The 20,798-nt window shown below is 48.7% G+C and carries 24 protein-coding genes and 1 tRNA gene; 18 read left to right on the top strand and 7 right to left on the bottom strand.

The annotated features are described in order from the left end of the window. Position 1 precedes the first annotated feature (1 nt). The 6 genes from mnmE to rpmH are packed head-to-tail and all read right to left on the bottom strand — an operon-like array spanning position 2 to position 3,668. A complete protein-coding gene (gene mnmE, locus WKT05_RS09215; RefSeq protein ID WP_340413837.1) occupies positions 2–1,360 on the bottom strand; it encodes a tRNA uridine-5-carboxymethylaminomethyl(34) synthesis GTPase MnmE in 1,359 nt (452 codons plus the stop codon). A 38-nt stretch (positions 1,361–1,398) separates the two neighbouring features. Next, on the bottom strand, positions 1,399–2,229 hold the full coding sequence (gene jag, locus WKT05_RS09210) for an RNA-binding cell elongation regulator Jag/EloR (protein WP_340413836.1): 831 nt from the start codon (positions 2,227–2,229) through the stop codon (positions 1,399–1,401). A 1-nt stretch (position 2,230) separates the two neighbouring features. Further along, positions 2,231–2,950 carry a YidC/Oxa1 family membrane protein insertase gene (locus WKT05_RS09205; RefSeq protein WP_251374879.1) on the bottom strand — a complete coding sequence of 240 codons (720 nt, stop codon included), beginning with the start codon at positions 2,948–2,950 and terminating at the stop codon, positions 2,231–2,233. 17 nt (positions 2,951–2,967) lie between these two features. Beyond that, entirely contained in the window at positions 2,968–3,183 is a 216-nt protein-coding gene (gene yidD, locus WKT05_RS09200) for a membrane protein insertion efficiency factor YidD (RefSeq protein WP_215506515.1), read from the bottom strand. Further along, positions 3,180–3,530, bottom strand: coding sequence for a ribonuclease P protein component (gene rnpA, locus WKT05_RS09195; protein ID WP_215506513.1), 351 nt, complete (start codon positions 3,528–3,530; stop codon positions 3,180–3,182). Before rnpA ends, yidD begins: the two co-directional genes overlap by 4 nt. Before the next feature lie 3 nt (positions 3,531–3,533). Then, a complete protein-coding gene (gene rpmH, locus WKT05_RS09190; protein WP_215506511.1) occupies positions 3,534–3,668 on the bottom strand; it encodes a 50S ribosomal protein L34 in 135 nt (44 codons plus the stop codon). Between the two features lie 475 nt (positions 3,669–4,143). Here rpmH and dnaA point away from each other — a divergent pair, with 475 nt between their 5' ends. From dnaA to WKT05_RS09100, 18 genes are all read left to right on the top strand, one after another. Further along, on the top strand, positions 4,144–5,478 hold the full coding sequence (gene dnaA / locus WKT05_RS09185; RefSeq protein WP_340413835.1) for a chromosomal replication initiator protein DnaA: 1,335 nt from the start codon (positions 4,144–4,146) through the stop codon (positions 5,476–5,478). A 156-nt stretch (positions 5,479–5,634) separates the two neighbouring features. Further along, positions 5,635–6,732, top strand: a complete 1,098-nt coding sequence (gene dnaN, locus WKT05_RS09180; RefSeq protein ID WP_340413834.1) for a DNA polymerase III subunit beta — start codon at positions 5,635–5,637, stop codon at positions 6,730–6,732. Beyond that, positions 6,729–6,950: a S4 domain-containing protein YaaA gene (yaaA, locus tag WKT05_RS09175; RefSeq protein ID WP_215506506.1), complete on the top strand. Its 222-nt coding sequence runs from the start codon at positions 6,729–6,731 to the stop codon at positions 6,948–6,950. The genes dnaN and yaaA overlap by 4 nt, the downstream gene beginning before the upstream one ends. Positions 6,951–7,007: 57 nt before the next feature. Further along, on the top strand, positions 7,008–8,108 hold the full coding sequence (gene recF, locus WKT05_RS09170) for a DNA replication/repair protein RecF (protein ID WP_340413833.1): 1,101 nt from the start codon (positions 7,008–7,010) through the stop codon (positions 8,106–8,108). Next, positions 8,102–10,021 carry a DNA topoisomerase (ATP-hydrolyzing) subunit B gene (gene gyrB, locus WKT05_RS09165; protein WP_340413832.1) on the top strand — a complete coding sequence of 640 codons (1,920 nt, stop codon included), beginning with the start codon at positions 8,102–8,104 and terminating at the stop codon, positions 10,019–10,021. Before recF ends, gyrB begins: the two co-directional genes overlap by 7 nt. Before the next feature lie 9 nt (positions 10,022–10,030). Further along, positions 10,031–12,457, top strand: coding sequence for a DNA gyrase subunit A (gene gyrA, locus WKT05_RS09160; RefSeq protein WP_340413831.1), 2,427 nt, complete (start codon positions 10,031–10,033; stop codon positions 12,455–12,457). 53 nt (positions 12,458–12,510) lie between these two features. After that, positions 12,511–12,825 (top strand): STAS domain-containing protein, encoded by a 315-nt coding sequence (locus WKT05_RS09155; protein WP_340413830.1) that lies wholly within the window; start codon positions 12,511–12,513, stop codon positions 12,823–12,825. Then, positions 12,825–13,181, top strand: a complete 357-nt coding sequence (locus WKT05_RS09150; RefSeq protein ID WP_215506496.1) for an ATP-binding protein — start codon at positions 12,825–12,827, stop codon at positions 13,179–13,181. Before WKT05_RS09155 ends, WKT05_RS09150 begins: the two co-directional genes overlap by 1 nt. A gap of 1 nt (position 13,182) precedes the next feature. Then, the gene (locus WKT05_RS09145) at positions 13,183–13,974 is read left to right on the top strand and encodes a SigB/SigF/SigG family RNA polymerase sigma factor (protein WP_215506494.1); all 792 of its coding nucleotides are present in this window, start codon (positions 13,183–13,185) and stop codon (positions 13,972–13,974) included. Further along, complete coding sequence (locus WKT05_RS09140; RefSeq protein ID WP_340413829.1) at positions 13,971–14,597, top strand: phosphate-starvation-inducible PsiE family protein; 627 nt, start codon at positions 13,971–13,973, stop codon at positions 14,595–14,597. The genes WKT05_RS09145 and WKT05_RS09140 overlap by 4 nt, the downstream gene beginning before the upstream one ends. Before the next feature lie 72 nt (positions 14,598–14,669). Further along, positions 14,670–14,746: transfer RNA gene (locus WKT05_RS09135), tRNA-Arg, on the top strand. A 149-nt stretch (positions 14,747–14,895) separates the two neighbouring features. After that, positions 14,896–15,384, top strand: coding sequence for a MarR family winged helix-turn-helix transcriptional regulator (locus tag WKT05_RS09130; RefSeq protein WP_340413828.1), 489 nt, complete (start codon positions 14,896–14,898; stop codon positions 15,382–15,384). A gap of 3 nt (positions 15,385–15,387) precedes the next feature. Continuing rightward, positions 15,388–15,573 (top strand): hypothetical protein, encoded by a 186-nt coding sequence (locus WKT05_RS09125; protein ID WP_340413827.1) that lies wholly within the window; start codon positions 15,388–15,390, stop codon positions 15,571–15,573. Positions 15,574–15,675: 102 nt separating this feature from the next. Further along, complete coding sequence (locus WKT05_RS09120; RefSeq protein WP_340413826.1) at positions 15,676–16,809, top strand: TlpA family protein disulfide reductase; 1,134 nt, start codon at positions 15,676–15,678, stop codon at positions 16,807–16,809. Position 16,810: 1 nt separating this feature from the next. Further along, positions 16,811–16,957 carry a CD1871A family CXXC motif-containing protein gene (locus WKT05_RS09115; protein ID WP_340413825.1) on the top strand — a complete coding sequence of 49 codons (147 nt, stop codon included), beginning with the start codon at positions 16,811–16,813 and terminating at the stop codon, positions 16,955–16,957. 13 nt (positions 16,958–16,970) lie between these two features. After that, positions 16,971–17,837: a 4Fe-4S binding protein gene (locus tag WKT05_RS09110; protein ID WP_340413848.1), complete on the top strand. Its 867-nt coding sequence runs from the start codon at positions 16,971–16,973 to the stop codon at positions 17,835–17,837. Between the two features lie 69 nt (positions 17,838–17,906). After that, a complete protein-coding gene (locus WKT05_RS09105; RefSeq protein WP_340413824.1) occupies positions 17,907–18,578 on the top strand; it encodes a response regulator transcription factor in 672 nt (223 codons plus the stop codon). Beyond that, complete coding sequence (locus WKT05_RS09100; protein ID WP_340413823.1) at positions 18,565–19,689, top strand: sensor histidine kinase; 1,125 nt, start codon at positions 18,565–18,567, stop codon at positions 19,687–19,689. The genes WKT05_RS09105 and WKT05_RS09100 overlap by 14 nt, the downstream gene beginning before the upstream one ends. A 283-nt stretch (positions 19,690–19,972) precedes the next feature. On the opposite strand, the gene WKT05_RS09095 is transcribed toward WKT05_RS09100, so the two are convergent. Beyond that, positions 19,973–20,798: ABC transporter ATP-binding protein (locus tag WKT05_RS09095; RefSeq protein WP_340413822.1), on the bottom strand; the 826-nt coding region annotated here is incomplete at its 5' end.

Raw genomic sequence — 20,798 nt, 5'->3', positions numbered from 1 at the left:
CTTATTTCCCGATACAGAATTTAGAAAACACGTGATCCAAGACTTCCTCGCCGGCGGTTTGGCCGGTAATTTCGCCTAATTTCAAAAAAGCATCCTCGATATACACCTCGGCGAGATCCAACCCAATACCCGAACGTATGTCCTCCACCGCCTTCGAAAGAGATTCTACGGCTTCAGAAAGAAGAAGTTTGTGGCGCAGGGAATAGATCTGTGTCTCGTCTTCCTCGATGGTGCCGGAGAGGAACCAAGACTGGATTAAATCCTCCACGGCGGCGAGGCCCTCGTCTCGAATAAAGCTGGTCTCGATGACGGCGCCGGGGAAGTAGGCCTCCATGGCCTTCTTGTCCAATACCGAGCCGAGATCCTGCTTATTTAAGAGGCAAATCACCCGCTTATCCTTGACCCGCTCGATGATTTCCATGTCTTCCTCATCCAGGGGGCGAGAGGCGTCGAAAAGGGCGATAATGAGATCCGCCTCCTCCATGCTCGCCATGGCCCGCTCGATGCCGATTTGCTCGATGGTGTCGTCGGTCTTTCGAATCCCCGCCGTGTCCTGTATCTTGAGGTGGATCCCGTCCAGGGAATAACCGGCCTCCAGCACATCTCGCGTGGTGCCGGGAATATCCGTGACGATGGCCTTGTCTTCCCGGAGCATTTTATTCAAAAACGAGCTCTTTCCCACATTGGGCTTGCCTACAATGGCCGTAGCGATGCCTTCCTGTACCAGCTTGCCTCGAGTGAAAGTGGATTCCAAGGCCTTCATTTCATCTAAAATGACGTCGCAAGTGGTAATTAAAGCGCTTATATCGACAGGTTCCACCTCTTCCGTGGAAAAATCGATGTCCGCCACCAAGTGGGCCAAGGTGTCCTTGATCCGCGTGCGAAAGTCTTCGATCTTACGGTACAAATGGCCGGTGAGTTGGCGGGCGCTCTGCTTCTGGGCCGAAATGCTCTCCGCCTCGATCATGTCGATAATGGCCTCGGCTTCCGTTAAATCCAGCTTGCCGTTTAAAAAAGCGATCTTCGTAAACTCACCGCGCTTCGCAGGTTCCGCCCCGGCACGAATAAAGCAATCTAAAATCCGTTCCAGGCCGATGCGGCTGCCGTGGGCCTGAATTTCCACCATGTCTTCGCCGGTATAGCTGAAGGGCGCGTGAAAGGCCACGGCCAAGACCTCATCCACCACCTCGCCGTCGGAGACGATGTGGCCGTAAAGAAGCTTGCGGTCGTTTAAAGGATCCGTGAGGCGCTGTTTGCCCTGAAAAAAACCGTCGGCCAGAGAAATGGCCGCCTCGCCGCTTAATCGCACGATGCCGATCCCCGCCGGGGACTTGGCTGTAGAAATAGCCGCAATAGTCATAGTCGTCAACCTTTCCTATAAAAAAGCCTTCATAGAGACTATGAAGGCTGGGATGTATCCTTATGAATAACGACGCGCCTATGGGGATCTTTGCCCTCGCTTCGCGTTCGAATGCCATCGACATTGGCCAGGCAGGCGTGAATAATGCGCCGTTCCTGTGCATTCATCGGCTCCAATTTAATGGATTTATTCGTCTTTAATACCTTATTCGCCGTCTTGCCGGCGATGCGCTTCAGCACCTGCTCCCGCTTCTTGCGGTAGCCGCTGCAGTCCACGATGACCCGGCGAAATTCTTCGCTCCGTTGATTCACCATGGCGGAAAGCACGATTTGAATGCCGTTTAATGTGGATCCGTGCTTGCCGATGACAATGCCCGTCTCCTCCTTCTTGCCGTCAATGGAAACGTCAATTTCATTTTCCCTGAAATCCACGGACAAAGTGTAGGCCAACTCCATGGCCCCCATGATTCGGTCGATGTACTCGCGAATCATCTCTTCCATGGCTTCGTCATCGAGATAATCGAAATCCAAAGCCTCCTCAGACGCCGCTTCCCCTTTATCCGCCTCGTCAGACGGAGCTTCTGATTCGTCGTCTTCGATCATCGCCGCTTCCTCTTGGGCTTTTTCCTCCAAGACCGTGCGCACACTTTGGATCTCTTCATCCTTTAAAATGGATTCCACAATGTCCTTGTGGTCCATTTTTTTCTTCACTTTGACAATCGCATCCTTGCCCCCAATCAGCCCTAAAAAGCCGCCGGAGGGCTCTTCAATTACTTCGATGTCCACCTCGTCTCGGGTGGCTTTCAACTCGAGAAGGGCCTTTTCCACGGCCTCGTCGATGGTTTTTGCCGACTGAATGGAGAAATTCATGCTATGCCTCCGCTTCTTTTTCTTTTTCGATGATTTTATTGCTCACAAATTGTTGGAAAATCGTGTAAATACTACCGACGATCCAGTACAAGACCAAACCCGCCGCCATTTTTCTCGCGAAAATAAAGATCATGACAGGCATCATCATAGACATGGTGCGCATCATTTGCTCCGATTGCTCCGTAGAAGGGGCTTTGTTGCTCTTTTGCACGAGATAGGTGGACAGCCAGGTAAAAAAGGCTGCGATAATGGGAAAGACCAACTTCGTAGGGTCCCCGTGGTCGAGATCTTGAATAAAAAAGAAATTTTTCTGCATGGACGCGTAAAATTCCGGATTCGTAAAGGCAAATTTCGTCGGGAACATAAAGATCCGATAAAAAGCCAAGAGAACGGGAAATTGAACGAGCATGGGCAGACAGCCGCTTAAAGGATTAAATTGCGCTTCCTTATAGAGCTGCGACTGTTTTTGCGCCAAGAGCTGCGGGTCCTTTTCGTATTTTTTTTGAATTTTTTTCATTTCCGGCTGCAATTTCGCCATCTTCAGCTGGTTTTTCGTTTGAAATAAATTCAAAGGCAAAAGGGCCAAACGAAAAAGCAGGGTCGTGACGATAATGGAAATCGCATAAAAGGAAATCATCTTCGGTTCCGACCCGAGCCCCGCCACGAAATTGTAGATGGCATGGAGAAGGGTGCCGAAGAAACTCGCTAAAGCGTTAATCAAGTGAACTTCCTCCTAATCTATGGAAGTGGATCATAGCCGCCCTTGTGGAAAGGGTGACAGCGTAAAATGCGCCTTATCGTTAAATAAAGCGCTTTAAAGAAGGGGTATGTCGAAAAAGCTTCGTAGCCGTATTGGCTGCACGTCGGGTAAAAACGACAGTGCGCCCCGGGCAGTATATAAGGAGAAATCACTTTTTGGTAGAAACGAATCAGTCCCAAGGCCAAAGTCCTCATGACTTTTTGCCCCCCTTTAAAAACTTCGATACGCGAAACAGATGGTAAAAGGCGGATTTTGTCGCTTTGAAATCCAATTCCGCCACATTGTTTTTGACGACGATGACATAATCATAGCCCGGTGTGAGACGCGGGTACGCTTCCTGATAAAGGGCCTTCAGTCGCCTTTTTATTTTATTACGAACAACGGCCTTGCCCACCTTCTTGTTGATGGAAAAACCCATCCTGGAATGGGCCAGGCCGTTTTGCTTGACGTAAAGAGTAAAATTTCTGTTTCCGAACGTTTTTCTCTTCCTATATACTCTTTTAAAATCCCCGTCTTTCGTAAGAAAGTACTTTTTTTCCATGGATTATGCGGAAAGTCTTTTTCTTCCCTTAAGTCTGCGGGCGCGCAAAACCTTACGACCGCCGCGCGTTCTCATGCGCGCACGAAAACCGTGTTCTCTTTTTCTTTGTTTGCGTTTCGGTTGGAACGTTCTTTTCATGATTACACCTCCTCTATGGGATAAAAAAATGCCCAATGGACCTATTTTTTTAAATACACTCTATATATTATAGGGACTCACGCCGCTGAAGTCAATAAATAGTGGGGAATTTCCTTCTTTATGGGATAAAAAAATTCGAAATAAAGGCCCTTTTTGCGGCAATCGAGGGCCGGCGAATATGTTGATAACTATTTTATCTTTGTGTATAATTATTTCGAGCCTGTGAATAAAAATAAAGTCTGTGGATAGACAGTGGTTATGCACAAATTGTGTATAAGCTGTTGATAAGTTTTCTTTATTCACTTTCTTTCTCGTAAAATACGAAAAAATGATCCCTTTTTATGAACAAGTAAATAACGACACATTGTTCATAAACAGTTTATCCTCACAATCCACAATTATGTGGATTTTTTCATCCATAGGGATTTTTTCCACATGTGACTATGTTAATACATACCCTTAAGGAGCGACGTATATGTCAACGGATGTTAAAAAGCTATGGGACGATGCCTTTCAATTGATTCTCGAAGAAAACCTCTACGAGTCTCAAATCAACACCTGGTTTCGCCCCATTCAACCTCTGGCCATTCAGGGCGACGCCCTCATTTTAGGCGTGAGCCGGGAATTTGTTTTAAACCATTTAAAAAAGAATAACAACAATTACAAAAACCTCATTCGCCGCGTGGTGAAAGAAGCCGGCGGCCGGGATCTGGAGATTCAATTTGTCCTCACCGCCAACGGAGAAACCCGGTCCATGCCCGCGGAAAATACCGCCGAGGCCCTGTACCACTTAAATCCTAAATACACCTTCGATTCATTTGTCGTAGGCCAATCCAATCAATTTGCCCACGCAGCGTCTTTGGCCGTAGCGGAAAATCCCATCGAGGCCCACGCCAATCCGCTGTTTATCTACGGCGGCGTCGGTTTGGGGAAGACCCATTTAATGCACGCCATCGGCCATTTTATGCATCGCAATGATCCGAACAAGCGTATTTTATACGTCACCAGTGAGCAATTTACCAACGAATTTATCGCTTCCATTCAAACCAATCGCAACGAAGAATTTCGCAGGAAATACCGCTCACAGGATCTGCTTTTAATCGACGATATTCAATTTATCGCCGACAAAGAATCCACCATGGACGAATTTTTCCATACATTTAATGAACTCCACGCACGAGACAAGCAAATCGTCCTGACCAGCGACAAACCGCCGAAGGACATTCAAAAACTGGAACAGCGGCTGATTTCCCGCTTCGCCTGGGGCCTGGTGGTGGATATTCAAGCGCCGGATCTGGAAACCCGCATCGCCATTTTAAGAAACAAAGCTAAAAGCGACGGCTTCCACGTTCCCGACGAGGTGATTAATTACATCGCCACCCACGTGAAAAGCAATATTCGTGAACTGGAAGGGGCCCTGTCTCGGGTGACGGCTTATTCCAAGCTCACCACCGGCGTCATTACGGAAGAGACGGCGGCGACGGTATTAAAAGATATTTACGAAAACAATCGGCCCGTAAAGATTACAGTGGAGCGGATAAAAGATGTGGTCTGTAAAAAATATCAATTAACCGTGGAACAAATGGACAGCAAGAAGCGCTCCCGCCCATTGGCCTATCCCAGACAAATCGCCATGTACCTGACCCGGGAGCTGACGGACATGTCCTTGCCGAAAATCGGCCAGGAATTCGGCGGAAGGGATCACTCCACGGTGATTCACGCCTGCGATAAAATCAAAGACGATATGGAAAAAGACACCAATCTCTTCGTCACCATCGAATCCCTGAAAGAAACCATTAAGGGCAATTAATGGGATTGTGGATAAAAAGAGAAATCATCCACGGGAATATCCATAAATTATCCACAAGGCTATTACGAATCCAATCCTTTTAAACGAGGGTATCCACATATTCACAGCCCCTACTACGAATACGAAGTACTAATCTATTAGTTAGGAGGAAAGCATTTGAAATTTCAAATCGAAAAATCCGCATTAGCTTCTATTGTCTCTACCGTCTCCAGAGCCATCTCGGCAAAAACCAGTATGCAAATTCTGGAAGGCATCTACATGGAAACCACAGAGGATCAATTGATTCTTAGAGCCACGGATACGGAAATATCCATGGAATCCCGCCACGCCTGTTTCGTGGAAGAGACGGGTAGCATCGTATTAAATGCCTCATTATTTGGAGACATTGTGCGCAAACTTCCCAACGCCATGGTGCATATAGAAAGCGACGGCCAAAAAATCACCTTAATTTGCGAGCAATCGGAATTTGAAATCATGGGTCAAAACCCGGAAGAATATCCCCAATTGCCGGAACTGGGCGGCGATGAAAAAATCGTTGTCACCGGCGAATCCTTATTAAAGGCCTTTAAGGAAACGCAATTTGCCACATCCAACGATGACATGCGCATCGTCTTAACCGGGGTCTTATTAGACGTTCAGCCGGAGGGCATTACCTTCGTGGCATTGGACGGCTACCGCATGGCATTAAGCCGCATTAAGGGAGAACAATCCGTGCGTAGGGATTTAATTTTGCCCTCGAGAAGCGTTTCGGAAATTTCAAAACTCATCGACGAGACCAAGACCCTGACATTGGAAATCGGAAACAATCACATCTTGATTCAATTCGACGAGACGAAATTCTTTACCAAGCTTTTAAACGGCGAATTTTTCCGCTACAACAGCTTGATTCGCACGGAACACGACGTGAATGTTGTCGCCGACAGAAAACAATTAATCGACGCCTTGGAGCGGGCCAGTTTAATGACGGGCAAAGAGCGAAACGGCTTGGTGCGCCTGGAAATTAAAGACGATCAAATCGAAATCCTCTCCAATTCCGAGGTGGGCAAAGTCCACGAAACCATTCGCGCCGAAAAGACGGGAAGCGATTTAACCATCGCCTTTAACGCCCGCTATTTATTGGAAGGCATTCGCGTCATGGATGACGAGCGCATCTCCTTAGGCTTTACCGATGCGGTAAATCCCTGCATCATTACGCCTTTAGAAGGCGCCGATACACTGTACCTCGTACTGCCCGTCAGGTTGGCCAATCTATGAAAATAACCACAGACTATATTAAACTCGACAGCTTTTTGAAATACGTGCAGTGGGTGGATTCCGGCGGCATGGCCAAAATGGTAGTATCAGACGGCTTGGTTTTCGTCAACGGCGAGATGGAGAAGCGTCGTGGCAGAAAGCTCTACCCCGGCGACGTGGTGGAATTTATGGGAGAAAAAGACACCATCGAAGGAGACGAAACCCATTTGTCGGAATAGAACATTTGTACTATACTAAGGTTAAACGACGAAGATGAATCGCGGCGGGAGGACGATGTGTTTGTTTCACAATTAAACATGGTCTCATTTCGCAATCATCGACGCCTTTTTATGGACCTTGAGCCCGAAATGTATCGCATCGTGGGCCCAAACGGCACGGGAAAGACGAATTTTTTAGAGGCCATTTACTTATCCATGACGGGGCGGAGCTTTAAAACCGCTTCTTTAAAAGAAGTGATCGCCTTCGGCGAAGAGAGTGCCTTTGTGGGAGCCACCGTCGTACTCGACGATTTTGAGCGGGACATGGAGATTACCGTAAAAAAAGACAAGCGCCGCTTTTTAAGGGATCGCAACCCGGTAAAAAACACCTCGGCCTACGGTCGAGGCATGGGCGTAGTGCTTTTTGAGCCCGGCCACTTGCAAATGGTGCAGGGTTCCCCCTCTCGTCGCCGCGGATTTATCGACGAGATGCTTCGCATGATCTCTCCTGCCTACGACGAGGCCTACAGTTCTTATTACCACGTGCTCTATCAGAGAAATGTTGTGCTCAGAAAACTTCGGGATACGGATCTTTTAGATGTTTACGACCGGGGATTGGCCTCCTTTGCGGCGGTAATTTTAAAAGAGCGGCTGAAATTTTTAAAGCGCATGGCCACCTCCGTGTCGAGCTACTACGAAGCCATTGCAGGAGCCGGGGAGTGCTTGGAGCTACGCTACAAGGCGTCTTTTCCCGTGGCCCTGGACGGGGAATTGGAAGGCGCTTTTTACGAAAGCCTGAAGGCGAGGCGCGAAACGGATCGCGAGCGGGGGCGGACGTCCATCGGGCCCCACTTAGACGATTTATCTTTTCTGCTAAACGGGGAAGAAGCGAAGAAATTTGCCTCAACAGGCCAAATACGAAGCATTGTCTTGGCCATGAAGTGCATGGAAATTGATCGCATTACCGAACACGTCGGCGAATCGCCGGTGGTACTTTTAGACGACGTCATGTCGGAATTGGATGAGAAGCGGCGGCGCATGCTTCTTTCTATGATACGAGGCCAATGTTTTATTACGGCGGCGGAGCCCATGGAGGCCTTGGAAGAAGCCTCTCGGCCCATTGATTTAATCAGTATAAAAAAGAGCGCAGACACTTTGCGTGAGGAGGATTTATGGTAAGGGAAAATGAATACAATGCCGGTAACATACAGGTATTAACGGGCCTTGAACCGGTTCGCAAACGTCCGGGTATGTACATCGGCTCCACCGGGCCCAAGGGCTTGCATCACTTGGTTTACGAAGTGGTGGACAATTCCATCGACGAAATTTTGGCCGGCCGCTGCGATCAGGTCATCGTGGAACTAAACGAAGACGGCTCTGTTTCCGTGCGCGACAACGGCAGCGGCATTCCCGTGGATATTCATCCCCAAACGAAAAAATCCACCGTGGAAACCGTCCTTACCATCCTCCACGCCGGGGGTAAATTCGACAGCAACGCCTACAAAGTTTCCGGCGGCCTTCACGGCGTCGGCGTCAGCGTCGTCAACGCCCTGTCGAAAAAACTCATCGCCCATGTTCATCGAAACGGAAAGGCCTATGAACAGGTCTTCTCTCGAGGCATTCCCCAAACGGAACTCACCGTCGTAGCCGAAAACATTGAAGATACGGGAACCACCATTACCTTCTGGCCCGACGAGGAAATATTTAAGGAAACCGTGGTATTCAGCCGCGAGGTATTGGCCCGTCGCTTCCGGGAAATGGCCTTTTTAAACAAGGGCGCCTACATCGAGTTTATTGACCACCGAGACGGCGACAAATTTAAGGAAATCTACCACTATGTCGGCGGCATTCAAAGCTATGTGGAATACATTAACCGCAATAAAAAGCCCATTCACGACAAAATTCTCTATCTGGACGAAACGGAACAAGACACCAATGTGGAAATTTCGATTCAATACACGGACAGCTACCGGGAGACGGTTTTATCTTTCGCCAACAACATTAATACGGAAGAAGGGGGCACCCACTTATCCGGCTTCAGAAGCGCCCTCACCAAAAGCATTAACGAGTACGGCAGAAAATACAATTACATTAAAGAAAAAGAAGAAAATCTCTCCGGTGACGACGTGCGGGAGGGGATCAGCGCCGTCATCAGCGTGAAGATTCCCGATCCCCAATTCGAAGGCCAAACCAAGGCCAAGCTGGGCAATTCCGAAACCAAGGCCATTGTGGAGCGGGTGTTGAACAATTACTTAACGGCCTTTTTGGAAGAAAACCCGAAAATCGGAAAGATTATTTTAACGAAAGCCCTCTCCGCCCGCCGGGCGAGAGAAGCGGCGAGAAAAGCCCGGGATTTGACGCGGAAGCGCTCCATTTTAGACAACACGCCCCTTCCCGGCAAGCTCGTGGACTGCCAATTAAACGACAATGAAAAGACAGAGATCTTTTTGGTGGAAGGGGACTCCGCCGGCGGCAGTGCCAAGGGCGGAAGAGACAGCAGCTATCAGGCTATTTTGCCTCTTCGCGGAAAGATTATGAACGTGGAAAAGGCGCGCATGGACAAAATTTTAAACTCCAATGAAATTCGCGCCATGATCACCGCCTTCGGCACGGGCATCGACAAGGAATTCGACATCGAAAAGCTCCGCTACGGAAAAATTATCATCATGACCGATGCGGACGTGGACGGTGCCCACATTCAAACCCTGCTCTTAACCTTCCTTTTCCGTCATTTGCCTGCGCTTATCGAGGCGGGCCACGTCTTTGTGGCCAAGCCGCCCCTTTACGGCATTAAGCGGGGATCGAAAGTGTTGGAATACTGCTATAACGAAGACGAGCTTCGAGAAGCCATGAACCGCCTGGGCCGGGACAAGAATTTAAAAATCGGTCGCTACAAAGGTCTCGGTGAAATGAACGCGGAAGAGCTTTGGGAAACCACCATGAATCCGGAACACCGGGTGCTCCTTCGCGTAAGCGTCGAAGACGCCCAAATGGCCGACGAAGTATTTTCCATGCTCATGGGCCAAGAAGTGGGACCGCGGCGGGAATTTATCGAAGAAAATGCAATTTACGTCGAAAACATCGACGCTTAGGAGGATACAGTGGCAAAATTTGCAAATGAAAGCGGCATTCAAGACGTCGTCTTAGAAAAAGCCATGAAAAAGGCTTACTTAGAATATTCCATGAGCGTCATCGTCGCCCGGGCCCTGCCCAACGTGCGGGACGGCTTAAAGCCCGTGCATCGCCGTATTCTCTACGGCATGCAGCAACAGGGCCTCACGCCGGATAAGCCCCACAGAAAAAGCGCCCGCCTCGTCGGGGATGTTATGGGTAAGTATCACCCCCACGGGGACTTGTCCATTTACGACGCCGTGGTCCGCTTGGCTCAAGACTTTAACATACGCTATCCCTTAGCCGACGGCCAGGGGAACTTCGGCTCCATGGACGGGGACAGCCCGGCGGCCATGCGTTATACGGAAGTGCGCATGTCGAAGCTGGCCATGGAAATGCTCAGGGACATTAACAAGGAAACCGTGGACTTCGTGCCCAACTTCGACGAAGAATTAATGGAGCCTTCGGTGCTGCCTTCCCGTTTTCCCAATCTTTTGGTCAACGGCTCCGCCGGCATCGCCGTAGGGATGGCCACCAACATGGCCCCCCACAATATGAACGAAGTCATCGACGGGGTCATTGCCTATATGAACAACGAAGCCATTTCTCTTGAAGAAATGATGACCCACATTAAGGGACCGGATTTTCCCACCGGCGCCTTTATCATGGGCAAAGACGGCATTAAAGAAGCCTATAAAACCGGCCGCGGCAAAGTAAGGGTGCGGGCACGGGCGGAAATCGAGCCCCTAAAGAGCAAGCACCAAATCGTGGTCACGGAATTTCCCTACCAGGTAAACAAGGCGCGGGTCATCGAAAAAATTGCCGAATTGGTGAAGGATAAAAAACTCGACGGCATTTCTGACATTCGCGACGAATCCAATCGCCGCGGCGTGCGCATGGTTATTGAATTAAAGCGGGATGCCAATCCCAATGTGGTTTTAAATCGCCTTTATAAAGAAACCCAGCTGCAAATCACCTTCGGCATTATTAACCTCGCCTTGGTCGACGGCGTGCCCCGAGAATTAACCCTTCTCGAGCTCATTCACTATTATGTAAAACACCAACGAGACGTGGTGACCCGCCGCAGCACCTTTGACTTAAACAAGGCAAAGGCCCGGGTGCACATTATCGAGGGCTTGAAACTCGCCATCGCCAATATTGACGAAATCATCGAAATCGTCAAAAGCTACCGCACCGACGAAGAGATTAAGGCGAAATTTACCGAACTCTTCGGCCTCACGGACATTCAGGGCCAGGCCATTTTGGATATGCGTATTAAGCGCTTAAGCGGCCTGCAAGTGGAAAAATTAGAAGAAGAGTATCGGGAACTTTTGGCCCTCATCGAAAAATTAGAGCTGATTCTTTCCGATCCCAAGGTCTTGGACGGGACCATTCAAGAGGAACTTTTAGAGATCAAGGAAAAATACGGCGATCTGCGCCGCACGGTCATCACCAAATCCGACGGAGAAATGGACGATGAAGATCTCATCGAAGAGGAAAAAGTGGTGGTCACCCTCACCAATTCCGGCTACATCAAGCGCATGCCTGAAGGTACCTACAAGCCGCAAAATCGCGGCGGCCAAGGCATTAGCGCCTTAAATAAAAAAGCCGACGATTTCGTCACCAGCCTCTTTATTACATCCACTTTGGATACGATTTTATTCTTCACCGACTGCGGCCAAGTCTACAAGAAACAGGCCTACGAAATTCCCGCCGCCGGCAGAAATGCCAAGGGCACGGCCATTGTCAACCTCCTTCAACTGGAAGAAGGGGAGCGGATTCAAAGCATTATTCCCATCGATCAGGTGGCGGACGACGACAATCTCTTCCTCGTTACCCGACAAGGCTACATTAAAAAGACCAAAATGGGCGAATACAAAAACATTCGCAAAAACGGCCTTATTGCCATGGGCTTACGAGAAGGCGACACCATGATCGGCGGCATTCAATGCGGCGACGACGAAGATCTGCTCTTTGTCACGAAAAAAGGCATGTCCCTGCGCTTTAAAGGCAAGGATCTCAGAGAACAAGGCCGCACCGCCATGGGCGTCATCGGCATTCGCCTCGATGAAGACGACGAAGTGGTCAGCTTCGTAAAGGCCGAAGCGGGCAAGACCCTGGCCGTCATCAGCGAATACGGCTACGGCAAGCGCACGGCCATCGAGGAATACAACGTACAAAACCGCGGCGGCAAGGGCTTGATTACCTACCGCATCAAGGAAAAAACCGGCCAATTGGTTGCGGCGAAAGTTTTAAATGATTCCGATGAAATCATGATGATCTCCGAAGACGGCGTCATTATTCGCCTGAAAGCGGAATCCATCTCCCTTTTAGGTCGCGCCACATCCGGCGTGAAGCTCATGAACATTAAAGACAGCCACATCGTCGCCGTGGCGGAATACGTGGGGGAAGAATAATTCATTGCCCCGACGCCTTACAGCCGATATACTGAGAGATAAAGGAGGGCGGAATGTTTACACTGAAAATAAAAGAAGAAGGGGATCATTTATACCTTATCCCCTGCGGCGAAATGGATATGTACTACACGGCCCAATTCAAAGATGAAGCCACGGCCGCCTATGACGCCCATAAGAAAAACATTCTCGTGGACTGCACCGATTTAAACTACGTGGATTCCACGGGACTGGGCGGGTTTATTTACCTGCTCAATTACGTCAAAGAAAACGGCCATCAGGTGCAATTAAAGCATTTGGATCCCAATGTAAAAAAGCTCTTTACCATTACGAAACTGGACAAATTATTTCACATTGAAGGAGAGGCCTAATGGGAGAAAAAGTCTATTTAACCATTCCGGCCAAGCCACGCTACCTATCCCTGGCCCGCTTAAATGTGTCGGGGATTTGCGTGGAAGAAGACATCGACATAGACACTTTAGGGGATATTCGCCTGCTTCTTACGGAAAGCTGCAATTTATCCTTTGCCATCGGCATGAAAGACACCATCGACATCGTCATGGAGCCGGAAGAGGGGGCCATTCGCTTCCGCGTCTCGGGCATTAGCGAGGAAAAAGTGAAGGCCGACGAGCGCCTGGCCATTACGGCCATGATTATCGAATCCTTGGCCGATGAATTTTCCTATGGCGACGATTATCTCCTCGTCTACAAAACCTTCGGAGCGTAGCATGGACAAAGAAGCCTATTACAACATGGATCGGCCCCTTTCAAAACAGAAGCGAAAGGAATTATTTGCCGAATACGCCGAAACTGGCGACAAGACCCTTCGGGACATTTTAATCGAAGAGCACCTTTACATCGCCGAAATTCTGGCGAAAAAATACACGGGAAAGGGCATCGACTACGACGACATCTTTCAAGTGGCCTCCATGGGCCTGATCTTTGCCGTGGAGCGCTATGATCCGTCCAAAGGCTTTGAATTTTCCTCCTTTGCCACGCCGACCATTATCGGCGAAATTAAAAAATACTTCCGGGACAAGGGCTGGACCATTCGCGTGCCCCGCAGGGTGCAGGAGTTGTCGAAAAAAATCAACGACGCCAAATTAACCCTGGCCCAGACGAACCAAAAGACCCCCACCATTTCTGACATCGCCGAATTTTTAGACATCTCCACGGCGGAAGTGCTGGAAGTAATGGAGGCATCGAAGGTGTATTCGCCGGAAAGTTTGGACATGAATTTCGATACGGGAAGCGAAGACAGGGATCTGTCCCGGGGAGATAAAATCGGCGTGGAAGAAGAATACTTCCAAAAAGTCGAGATGAACGATTTTATTCAGCGGGCCATGGAAAAGTTTAACGATGTGGAAAAAACCATCTTAATCGACCGCTACCAGTACCGGAAGACCCAGGTGTCCATTGCGAAAAAATTGGGTATTTCCCAAATGACCGTGAGCCGCATCGAAAAAAAACTCTTGGAAAAAATGCGTAAGGAAATGGAAAAGTCGGGAGAAATGGGATGAATCGAAAGCAATATGTATCCGGGCTCCAAAGCCTGCTCTACGCCTTGGAATTTGCTATGGCCGTCACCATTATTTTCGGGATCATTATTTCCGTTCCCGATCTTTTTAAATACATGGTGGACATCCTCCACAGCACCAAAGGAAGCAGCTATCAGCTCTTTCAGGGTTTTCTCTCCCACGTGCTGTTAATGGTCATCGGCCTGGAATTTGTGGCCATGCTGATTAATCACGAGGAATACCAAATCATCTACATTATGATTATGGTGGTGGCGAGAAAAATGCTTATTTACGGCGACAACACCCGGGATCTTTTCATCGGCGTCTTGGCCATCGCCGTCTTATTTATCGTGCGCAAATACTTTACCATCCATAAAATTCTCGCCAATGCCGGCGTGGCTATTTTCGATGCCAAAACGAAAATGGACAAGGTCAATGAGCACTTGGTTCGAGACATCGAAAGCAAAGAAGAGCTATTAGGAGATTACATTCAAAAAATATTCGACGAACAGGGTAAAATCGTGGAATTAGGCGGTGTCGTGGAAGACGAACGCTACGTCTATCAAGTGGAAGAAATGGAAGAAGGACGCATGCGCATGATCGCATTGGAAGATAAATACAAATAAATGTAAAAGATTTTTGTGTGGCAATGAATATGAATTGCAAAAAATAATTTACCTGCGTATACTATTCATTGTGGAGCTGTAGCTCAGTTGGATAGAGCAGTGCCCTCCTAAGGCACGTGCCGGGGGTTCGATTCCTCTCAGCTCCGCCAATACATAAGCGACAATTCGCTTTAATGAAAAAAGAACAATCCCGATGCGGGCATTGTTCTTTTCTAAATTCAACGGATTTGGCAAGAATCTAACGATTAATTATGTATGGCACGATCATAGTCTTTTATCTAATCGAGTGAGGTGTGTAATGGAAAACAATAAATCGATGAAAGAAGTCATGAATTCAATTTATTTGAAATACAAATTAAATTTCTACAAGAATCTGTATCGCAATAACCGACAAGCGGATTCTTTAACGGTGATGGAAAAGTTTTGTGCCGAGGCAATTTATGCCTTGCAAGGGCCGACCATTAACGAACTGGCAAATTTTATTCGCGTCAGCCAACCCAATGCCGCCTACAAGGTCAATAACTTAGTGGAAAAAGGCCATGTAGAAAAAGTACGCAGCCAAAAAGACCGCCGCCAAGTACACCTGTTTGTTACGGACAAATTCAAGAAGTACTACCAAGTCAATTACGATTTTGTGGAAGATGTATTGAAATGCCTGGAAGAAAAGGTGCCCGAAGAAAAGATGCAGGTCTTTAAAGAAGTTCTGGACGTGTTGGACGACGGCATTGTGGAAGCAGTCACCGAAGAAATAGACGAAATGTACTACCCCAACCACAAGGACGTGTAAGGCGTGGACAGAGAATCCCTTCGCACCTTTAGGCGATTGCAAAAAGATATGTTGCGAACGGAAAAGGCCTATGTCCGGGCGCTTATGAAAGCCCTGGATGAGAAAAATGTCGATTTAGCTGCCCTTCAGGGGCTTCAGGATCGATTCGAGGCGGCCATTGGGGAATTTAAAGATGCCCTGTCCGATTAAACATTCCGAGGAAAAAATAATTCCTCGGATTTTTATTGTCTTAACATGGCCTTAACAGGCCGTCGGTTAAAATGGATTTACCATCGAAAAAGGAGTGTTCACATGAATAAGAAAATGAAAAAGATTCTGGCAGGCGCTTTAATCGCAAGCTTAAGCTTCAGCCTCTTGGCCTGCGAGAAGAAAGACAATCGCCGGGAAGACCATCCGGAAGAAGTGGCCCAAGGCGAAAGCATCGAGGCCTCCAAGGCTGGCATGGGCAATGAAATGATTAAGCCCGCCGATTACGCCTGGCAAGTAAAAGATACTTATGAATTTCCCTACATGGGTGCAAAAATCACGTTGCCGAAAAACTTACAAGACATGATGACGAAAAAAGACGTGATTATGTTGGACGATCAGTCCTTAGGCGAAAAAAACGAAATTAAATACGCCATGCTTACCTTCTCCGCTTTAACAGAAGAAGACAAGAACAAGGAAATCCCGAAAATGGGCGACGACTACCCGAAGTGGCTGGAAGCCATTAAGCGGGCCGGCACCATCGGGATCTACGACAAATCCATGGACGAGGCCGCCATCGGCAAGGTCACCAAATTAGACACCCACACGAAACTCGGTGAAAGCAAATACGGAAAGTACAATTACTATTTATCCACGGCGAAAGATGTGGATCCCGCCATTCTGGAAGCCTTAAAGGGCGTGAAGCTTGAAACCATGGATCAAACGCCCATGGCGGAAAACGGCTATGTGTTCCAAGAAAAAGAAATGAAGCAAACGTCCGATGCGAAATCCATTGCTCCCTTTAAAACCCAAGACATCGACGGCAAGGCCTTTACCGACGCGGATCTGGCCAAGAACAAACTCACCATGGTCAATGTCTTCGCCACCTGGTGCACGGCCTGCATTCAGGAAATTCCCGATCTGGAAAAGCTGAACGCCGAAATGAAAGACAAAGGCGTCGGCGTCGTCGGCGTGGTTATGGACACCCACGAAGACGGAAAAGACATTCCCGATGCATTGGATAAAGCCAAGGCCATTCAAAAGAAATTAAAGACCACCTACCCCTTCTTAAAACCCGACGATCAATTAATGAAGGGCCGCCTCCAAGGCATTCAGGCATTGCCGGAAACCTTCTTTGTGGACAGCAAGGGCAATATCGTCGGCGATTCCTATTCCGGCGCCAAGAGCTTGGACGAATGGAAGGCCATTGTGGAAAAAGAATTGAAAAACGTAAAGTAAGATGAAAGAAAAATACCGCGCCTATTTAGGCCCTGCTATTCTCCTCGTTGCCGTGGCCATGATGGCCTACGGCGTCAATCGGGGAGAGATGCAGGTGGTTCTGAACAAGGCCATAAGAATTTGCATGGAGTGTATCGGCATTGGCTAGTGAAAAAAAATCCATGAAAGAAACGAAGCGCCACCTTTTTCAGGGCCTGTGGTTTCTCGCCACCAATTCCTACCTAGAAGGATTTAAGACGGGCAAAATCTATCAGGGTAAAATGAAAAACCTCTGCGTACCGGGGATGAATTGCTATTCCTGCCCCGGTGCCAAGGGGGCATGCCCCATCGGCGCCCTGCAGGCCGTCATAGGAAATATGGACTATAAATTTTCCTTTTACGTGGTGGGATTTCTCTTCTTTATCGGCGCCCTTATGGGCCGCTTCGTCTGCGGCTGGCTTTGCCCCTTCGGTCTGGTGCAGGATCTTTTGCACAAAATTCCCTTTCCGAAGAAAATTAAAAGCTTCAAGGCGGACAAGCATTTGAGAAAAATAAAATACGCCATCTTACTGATCTTCGTCCTACTCCTCCCCCTTTTTCTCGTGGACGTCCTGGGTCAGGGATCCCCGTATTTTTGTAAACTTATCTGCCCCGTCGGGATGCTTGAAGGGGGCCTCCCTCTGGTCCTGAAAAACGAAAGTATGCGTGGCGCCGTCGGCTTTTTATACGCCTGGAAAGGCGCCATCCTCGCCGCCACAGTGCTCCTGAGCCTCATCATCTATCGCCCATTCTGTAAATACATTTGCCCCCTCGGGGCTGTGTACTCTCTCTTCAATTCCATTTCCGTATTTAAATACAGACTGGACGAGAATGCTTGTGTGCACTGCGGCGCTTGTGCGAGGGCCTGTAAAATGAACGTCAACCCTGTTGAAAATGCAAACGCCGCCGAATGTATCCGCTGCGGCCAATGCGAGAAAGCCTGCCCCACCGGGGCCATTACCAAGGGCCTTTGTATGAAACAGACAACAAAAGCAATACCTGAAAACTAAAAGATTCCGAAAACGCAAAGAGGCGCCGCCTGTTTGCGTTTTTGCTATAATGAAAAAAAGGAGGCGCCCATGCGACTGTTAATTGTAGAAGACGAAAAAGAACTGTTGGAATCCGTCGCCGAAGGGCTCAGGCTTTCGGGCTACGCCGTGGATACGGCCCGTGACGGCGTCGAGGCGGAGGATCTCTTTTGGAGCGAGACCTACGACCTCATCGTGCTGGACATTAATCTGCCGAAAATCGACGGTTTCACCCTGCTCAAAGAAATTCGCGAGGAAGACAAGCAGGTCAATGTGATCATGCTGACCGCCCGCACCCAAGTGGCGGACCGGGTAAAGGGGCTGGACCTCGGGGCCAACGACTACTTAATTAAGCCCTTTCACTTCGATGAACTGGAGGCGCGGATTCGCTCCCTCCTTCGCCGAAAACAGGTGGTGGAAGACAAAGTCATTACCTACAAAAACCTCTCCTTCGATACCGGGACGAAAATCCTCACCGTGAACGGGGATGTGATAAAGCTTACGGCCAAGGAGCTGGGAATTTTCGAATACCTGATCTTGAATCAGGGCCGCACCATCTCCGCCGAGGAACTTATGGAACACGTGTGGGATATGAATGTAAGCGACGTGTCAAACGCCGTGCGGGTGCATATGTCCGCCCTCAGGCGAAAGATCAAAGAGGCCCTGGGAGAAAACATCATTCGAAACGAAATCGGAAGGGGGTATGTCATTGATAGGGAATAAAACCCGGCGCTCCATTATATTCAAGCTGACGGCGGCGAGCGTGGCCCTTTTTATACTCATGCTCGTCCTATCAAACTTTCTCATCGCCCGGCGCCAGCAAGACATCGCCGAAAACCTTACCGCTCAAGTGGAAAGCCGCATGAAAGGAAAGACAGACGACTCGGTCATGGTCTTTATCGACCAGGAGGAAGTGCGCCACCTGGCGGATTTTAAGCTCTACGCCCTCGGCGTCGTTCTCGCCACGGGGCTTTTCGGCGGCACCATATTTATTCTTTTGATTCGCCGCACCTTGAGCCCTCTCGCGGTTTTAACGGAAAAAGTGGCGGCCACGGACATGGACGCCATGGCGGAAAAAGACAGCCTCGTCTTGAAAGAAGGGGCCTACGAAATCGTGGCCCTCTCCGAAGCCTTTCAAAAGACACTGGATAAAATCTACGACAATTACGAAAAAGAGCGGCTCTTTTCCGTGAACGTGGCCCACGAGTTGCGTACGCCCCTCGCCGTGTTGCGCACCCGCGTAGACGTATTTAAGAAAAAAAGAGGCACCATGGATCCGGAACTTGAATCCTTTGTGGGGAGCATGGAGAAAAACATCGGCCGCCTTAGCGATTTAGTGGAAGAGATCCTCTTTTTAGGTCGCGATGGTGCCCCGGAATTTCGCCCGGTGAATGTGAAGGCCATGGCCCAAGAGCTTCTTTTTGATCTGGAGGAAAAGGCCGAGGCGAAAGACGTGGCCCTTTCCCTCGAAGGAGAAGACATGGTTCTTGAAACCGACGACGCCCTTCTTGAGCGTGCCTTGTATAATCTCATCGACAACGGCATTAAATACAACCGGCCCGGGGGCAGATTAAGCATCGTCCTTTCGGATAAAGGGGAAGATGCCATGATCGCCGTCACCGATACGGGGGTGGGCATGGATGATGAAGCCAAGGCGAAAGCCTTCGACCTCTTCTACCGGGCCGATCCCTCGAGAAACCACGACGGCTACGGCGTGGGCCTGGCCCTGGTCAAAGAAATCGCCCGCCGCTTAGGCGGAAAAATCCGCATTAAAGACAATCACCCCACCGGAACCATTTTCGAATTCATCCTTCCGAAAAAAGGGCTGCGGTAAGGATGAAATGATTTTTCAAGACAAATCTCGAGGCCTTCGGGATTTCAGGATGTTGAAAAAGAAAAAGACCACGGCCAGCGGTAAGCCGGTCCTGGTCAAAAGCGTTCGCAGAACGCGCAGCCACAAAATGAAATTCTGTGTTCAAAGGGGCTTGGGGGCGCTGCCCTCAACAAGCAAGCGGAGAGGAAAATCACAAAGGGATTTTCTTCTCTGCGGGCCTGTGTGTATTAACATAGGCATTGCTTGCTACAATGAGTTTGCCCCTGAAAAGTACTTAACTTAATTAGAGTGCCCATCCAGCGGATTCAAGTTTTTGCTTTAAGAAATTTCTATAAATTCCTTCTTGTGAAATCAAAGATTGATGAGTTCCCCGCTGAACAACTCTACCTTGATTTATTACAACAATTTGATCTGCGTTCTGCACCGTACTCAAGCGATGGGCAATCGAAATCAATGTTTTATTCTTTGTTAGTTCTACAATGGCAGACAGAAGTGCTTGCTCATTTTCCGGATCGACGCTGGAAGTGGCTTCATCTAAAATGATAATGGGGGCATCTTTTAGCATGGCGCGAGCAATAGAAATCCGTTGCTTTTCGCCCCCGGAAAGTGTAGAACCGCCCTCACCAATGATTGTGTTGTAACCATCCGGCAATGCGGAAATAAAATCATGGCAGCAAGCGCGTTTTGCGGCGGCTTCCACTTCTTCATGTGTGGCGTCCGGCTTACCAAATTTGATATTGTTTTCAATGGAATCGTGAAAAAGATACACATTCTGAAAGACCATGCTGATATATTCCAAAATACTATCCGCAGTATAGTTTTTGACATCTTTTCCTCCAATCCGAACAGCGCCGTCCTGCACATCCCAAAATCGGGCAATTAAATTACATAAAGTTGTTTTACCGCTGCCGGATGGCCCTACAATAGCACAGGTTGTATGTTCTGGAATTTCCAAAGAGATGTCATGGATAACCTGCCGCTTGCCATAGCCAAACGAGATATAATCCAGTGCTATATCGTAGTGGGAAGTTTCTAGTTTATCTGTGCTGGTATCCATTTGCGGTATATTGGTGACTTCTTCCAAACGTTCCAGTTCTGTGATTATTTTC

Source organism: Peptoniphilus sp. HCN-40583 (assembly GCF_037892835.1).
Taxonomy (GTDB): Bacteria; Bacillota; Clostridia; order Tissierellales; family Peptoniphilaceae; genus Aedoeadaptatus; species Aedoeadaptatus rachelemmaiella.
The sequence above is the reverse complement of the archived record's forward strand: the minus strand, read 5'-3'. Positions and strand labels throughout refer to the sequence as shown.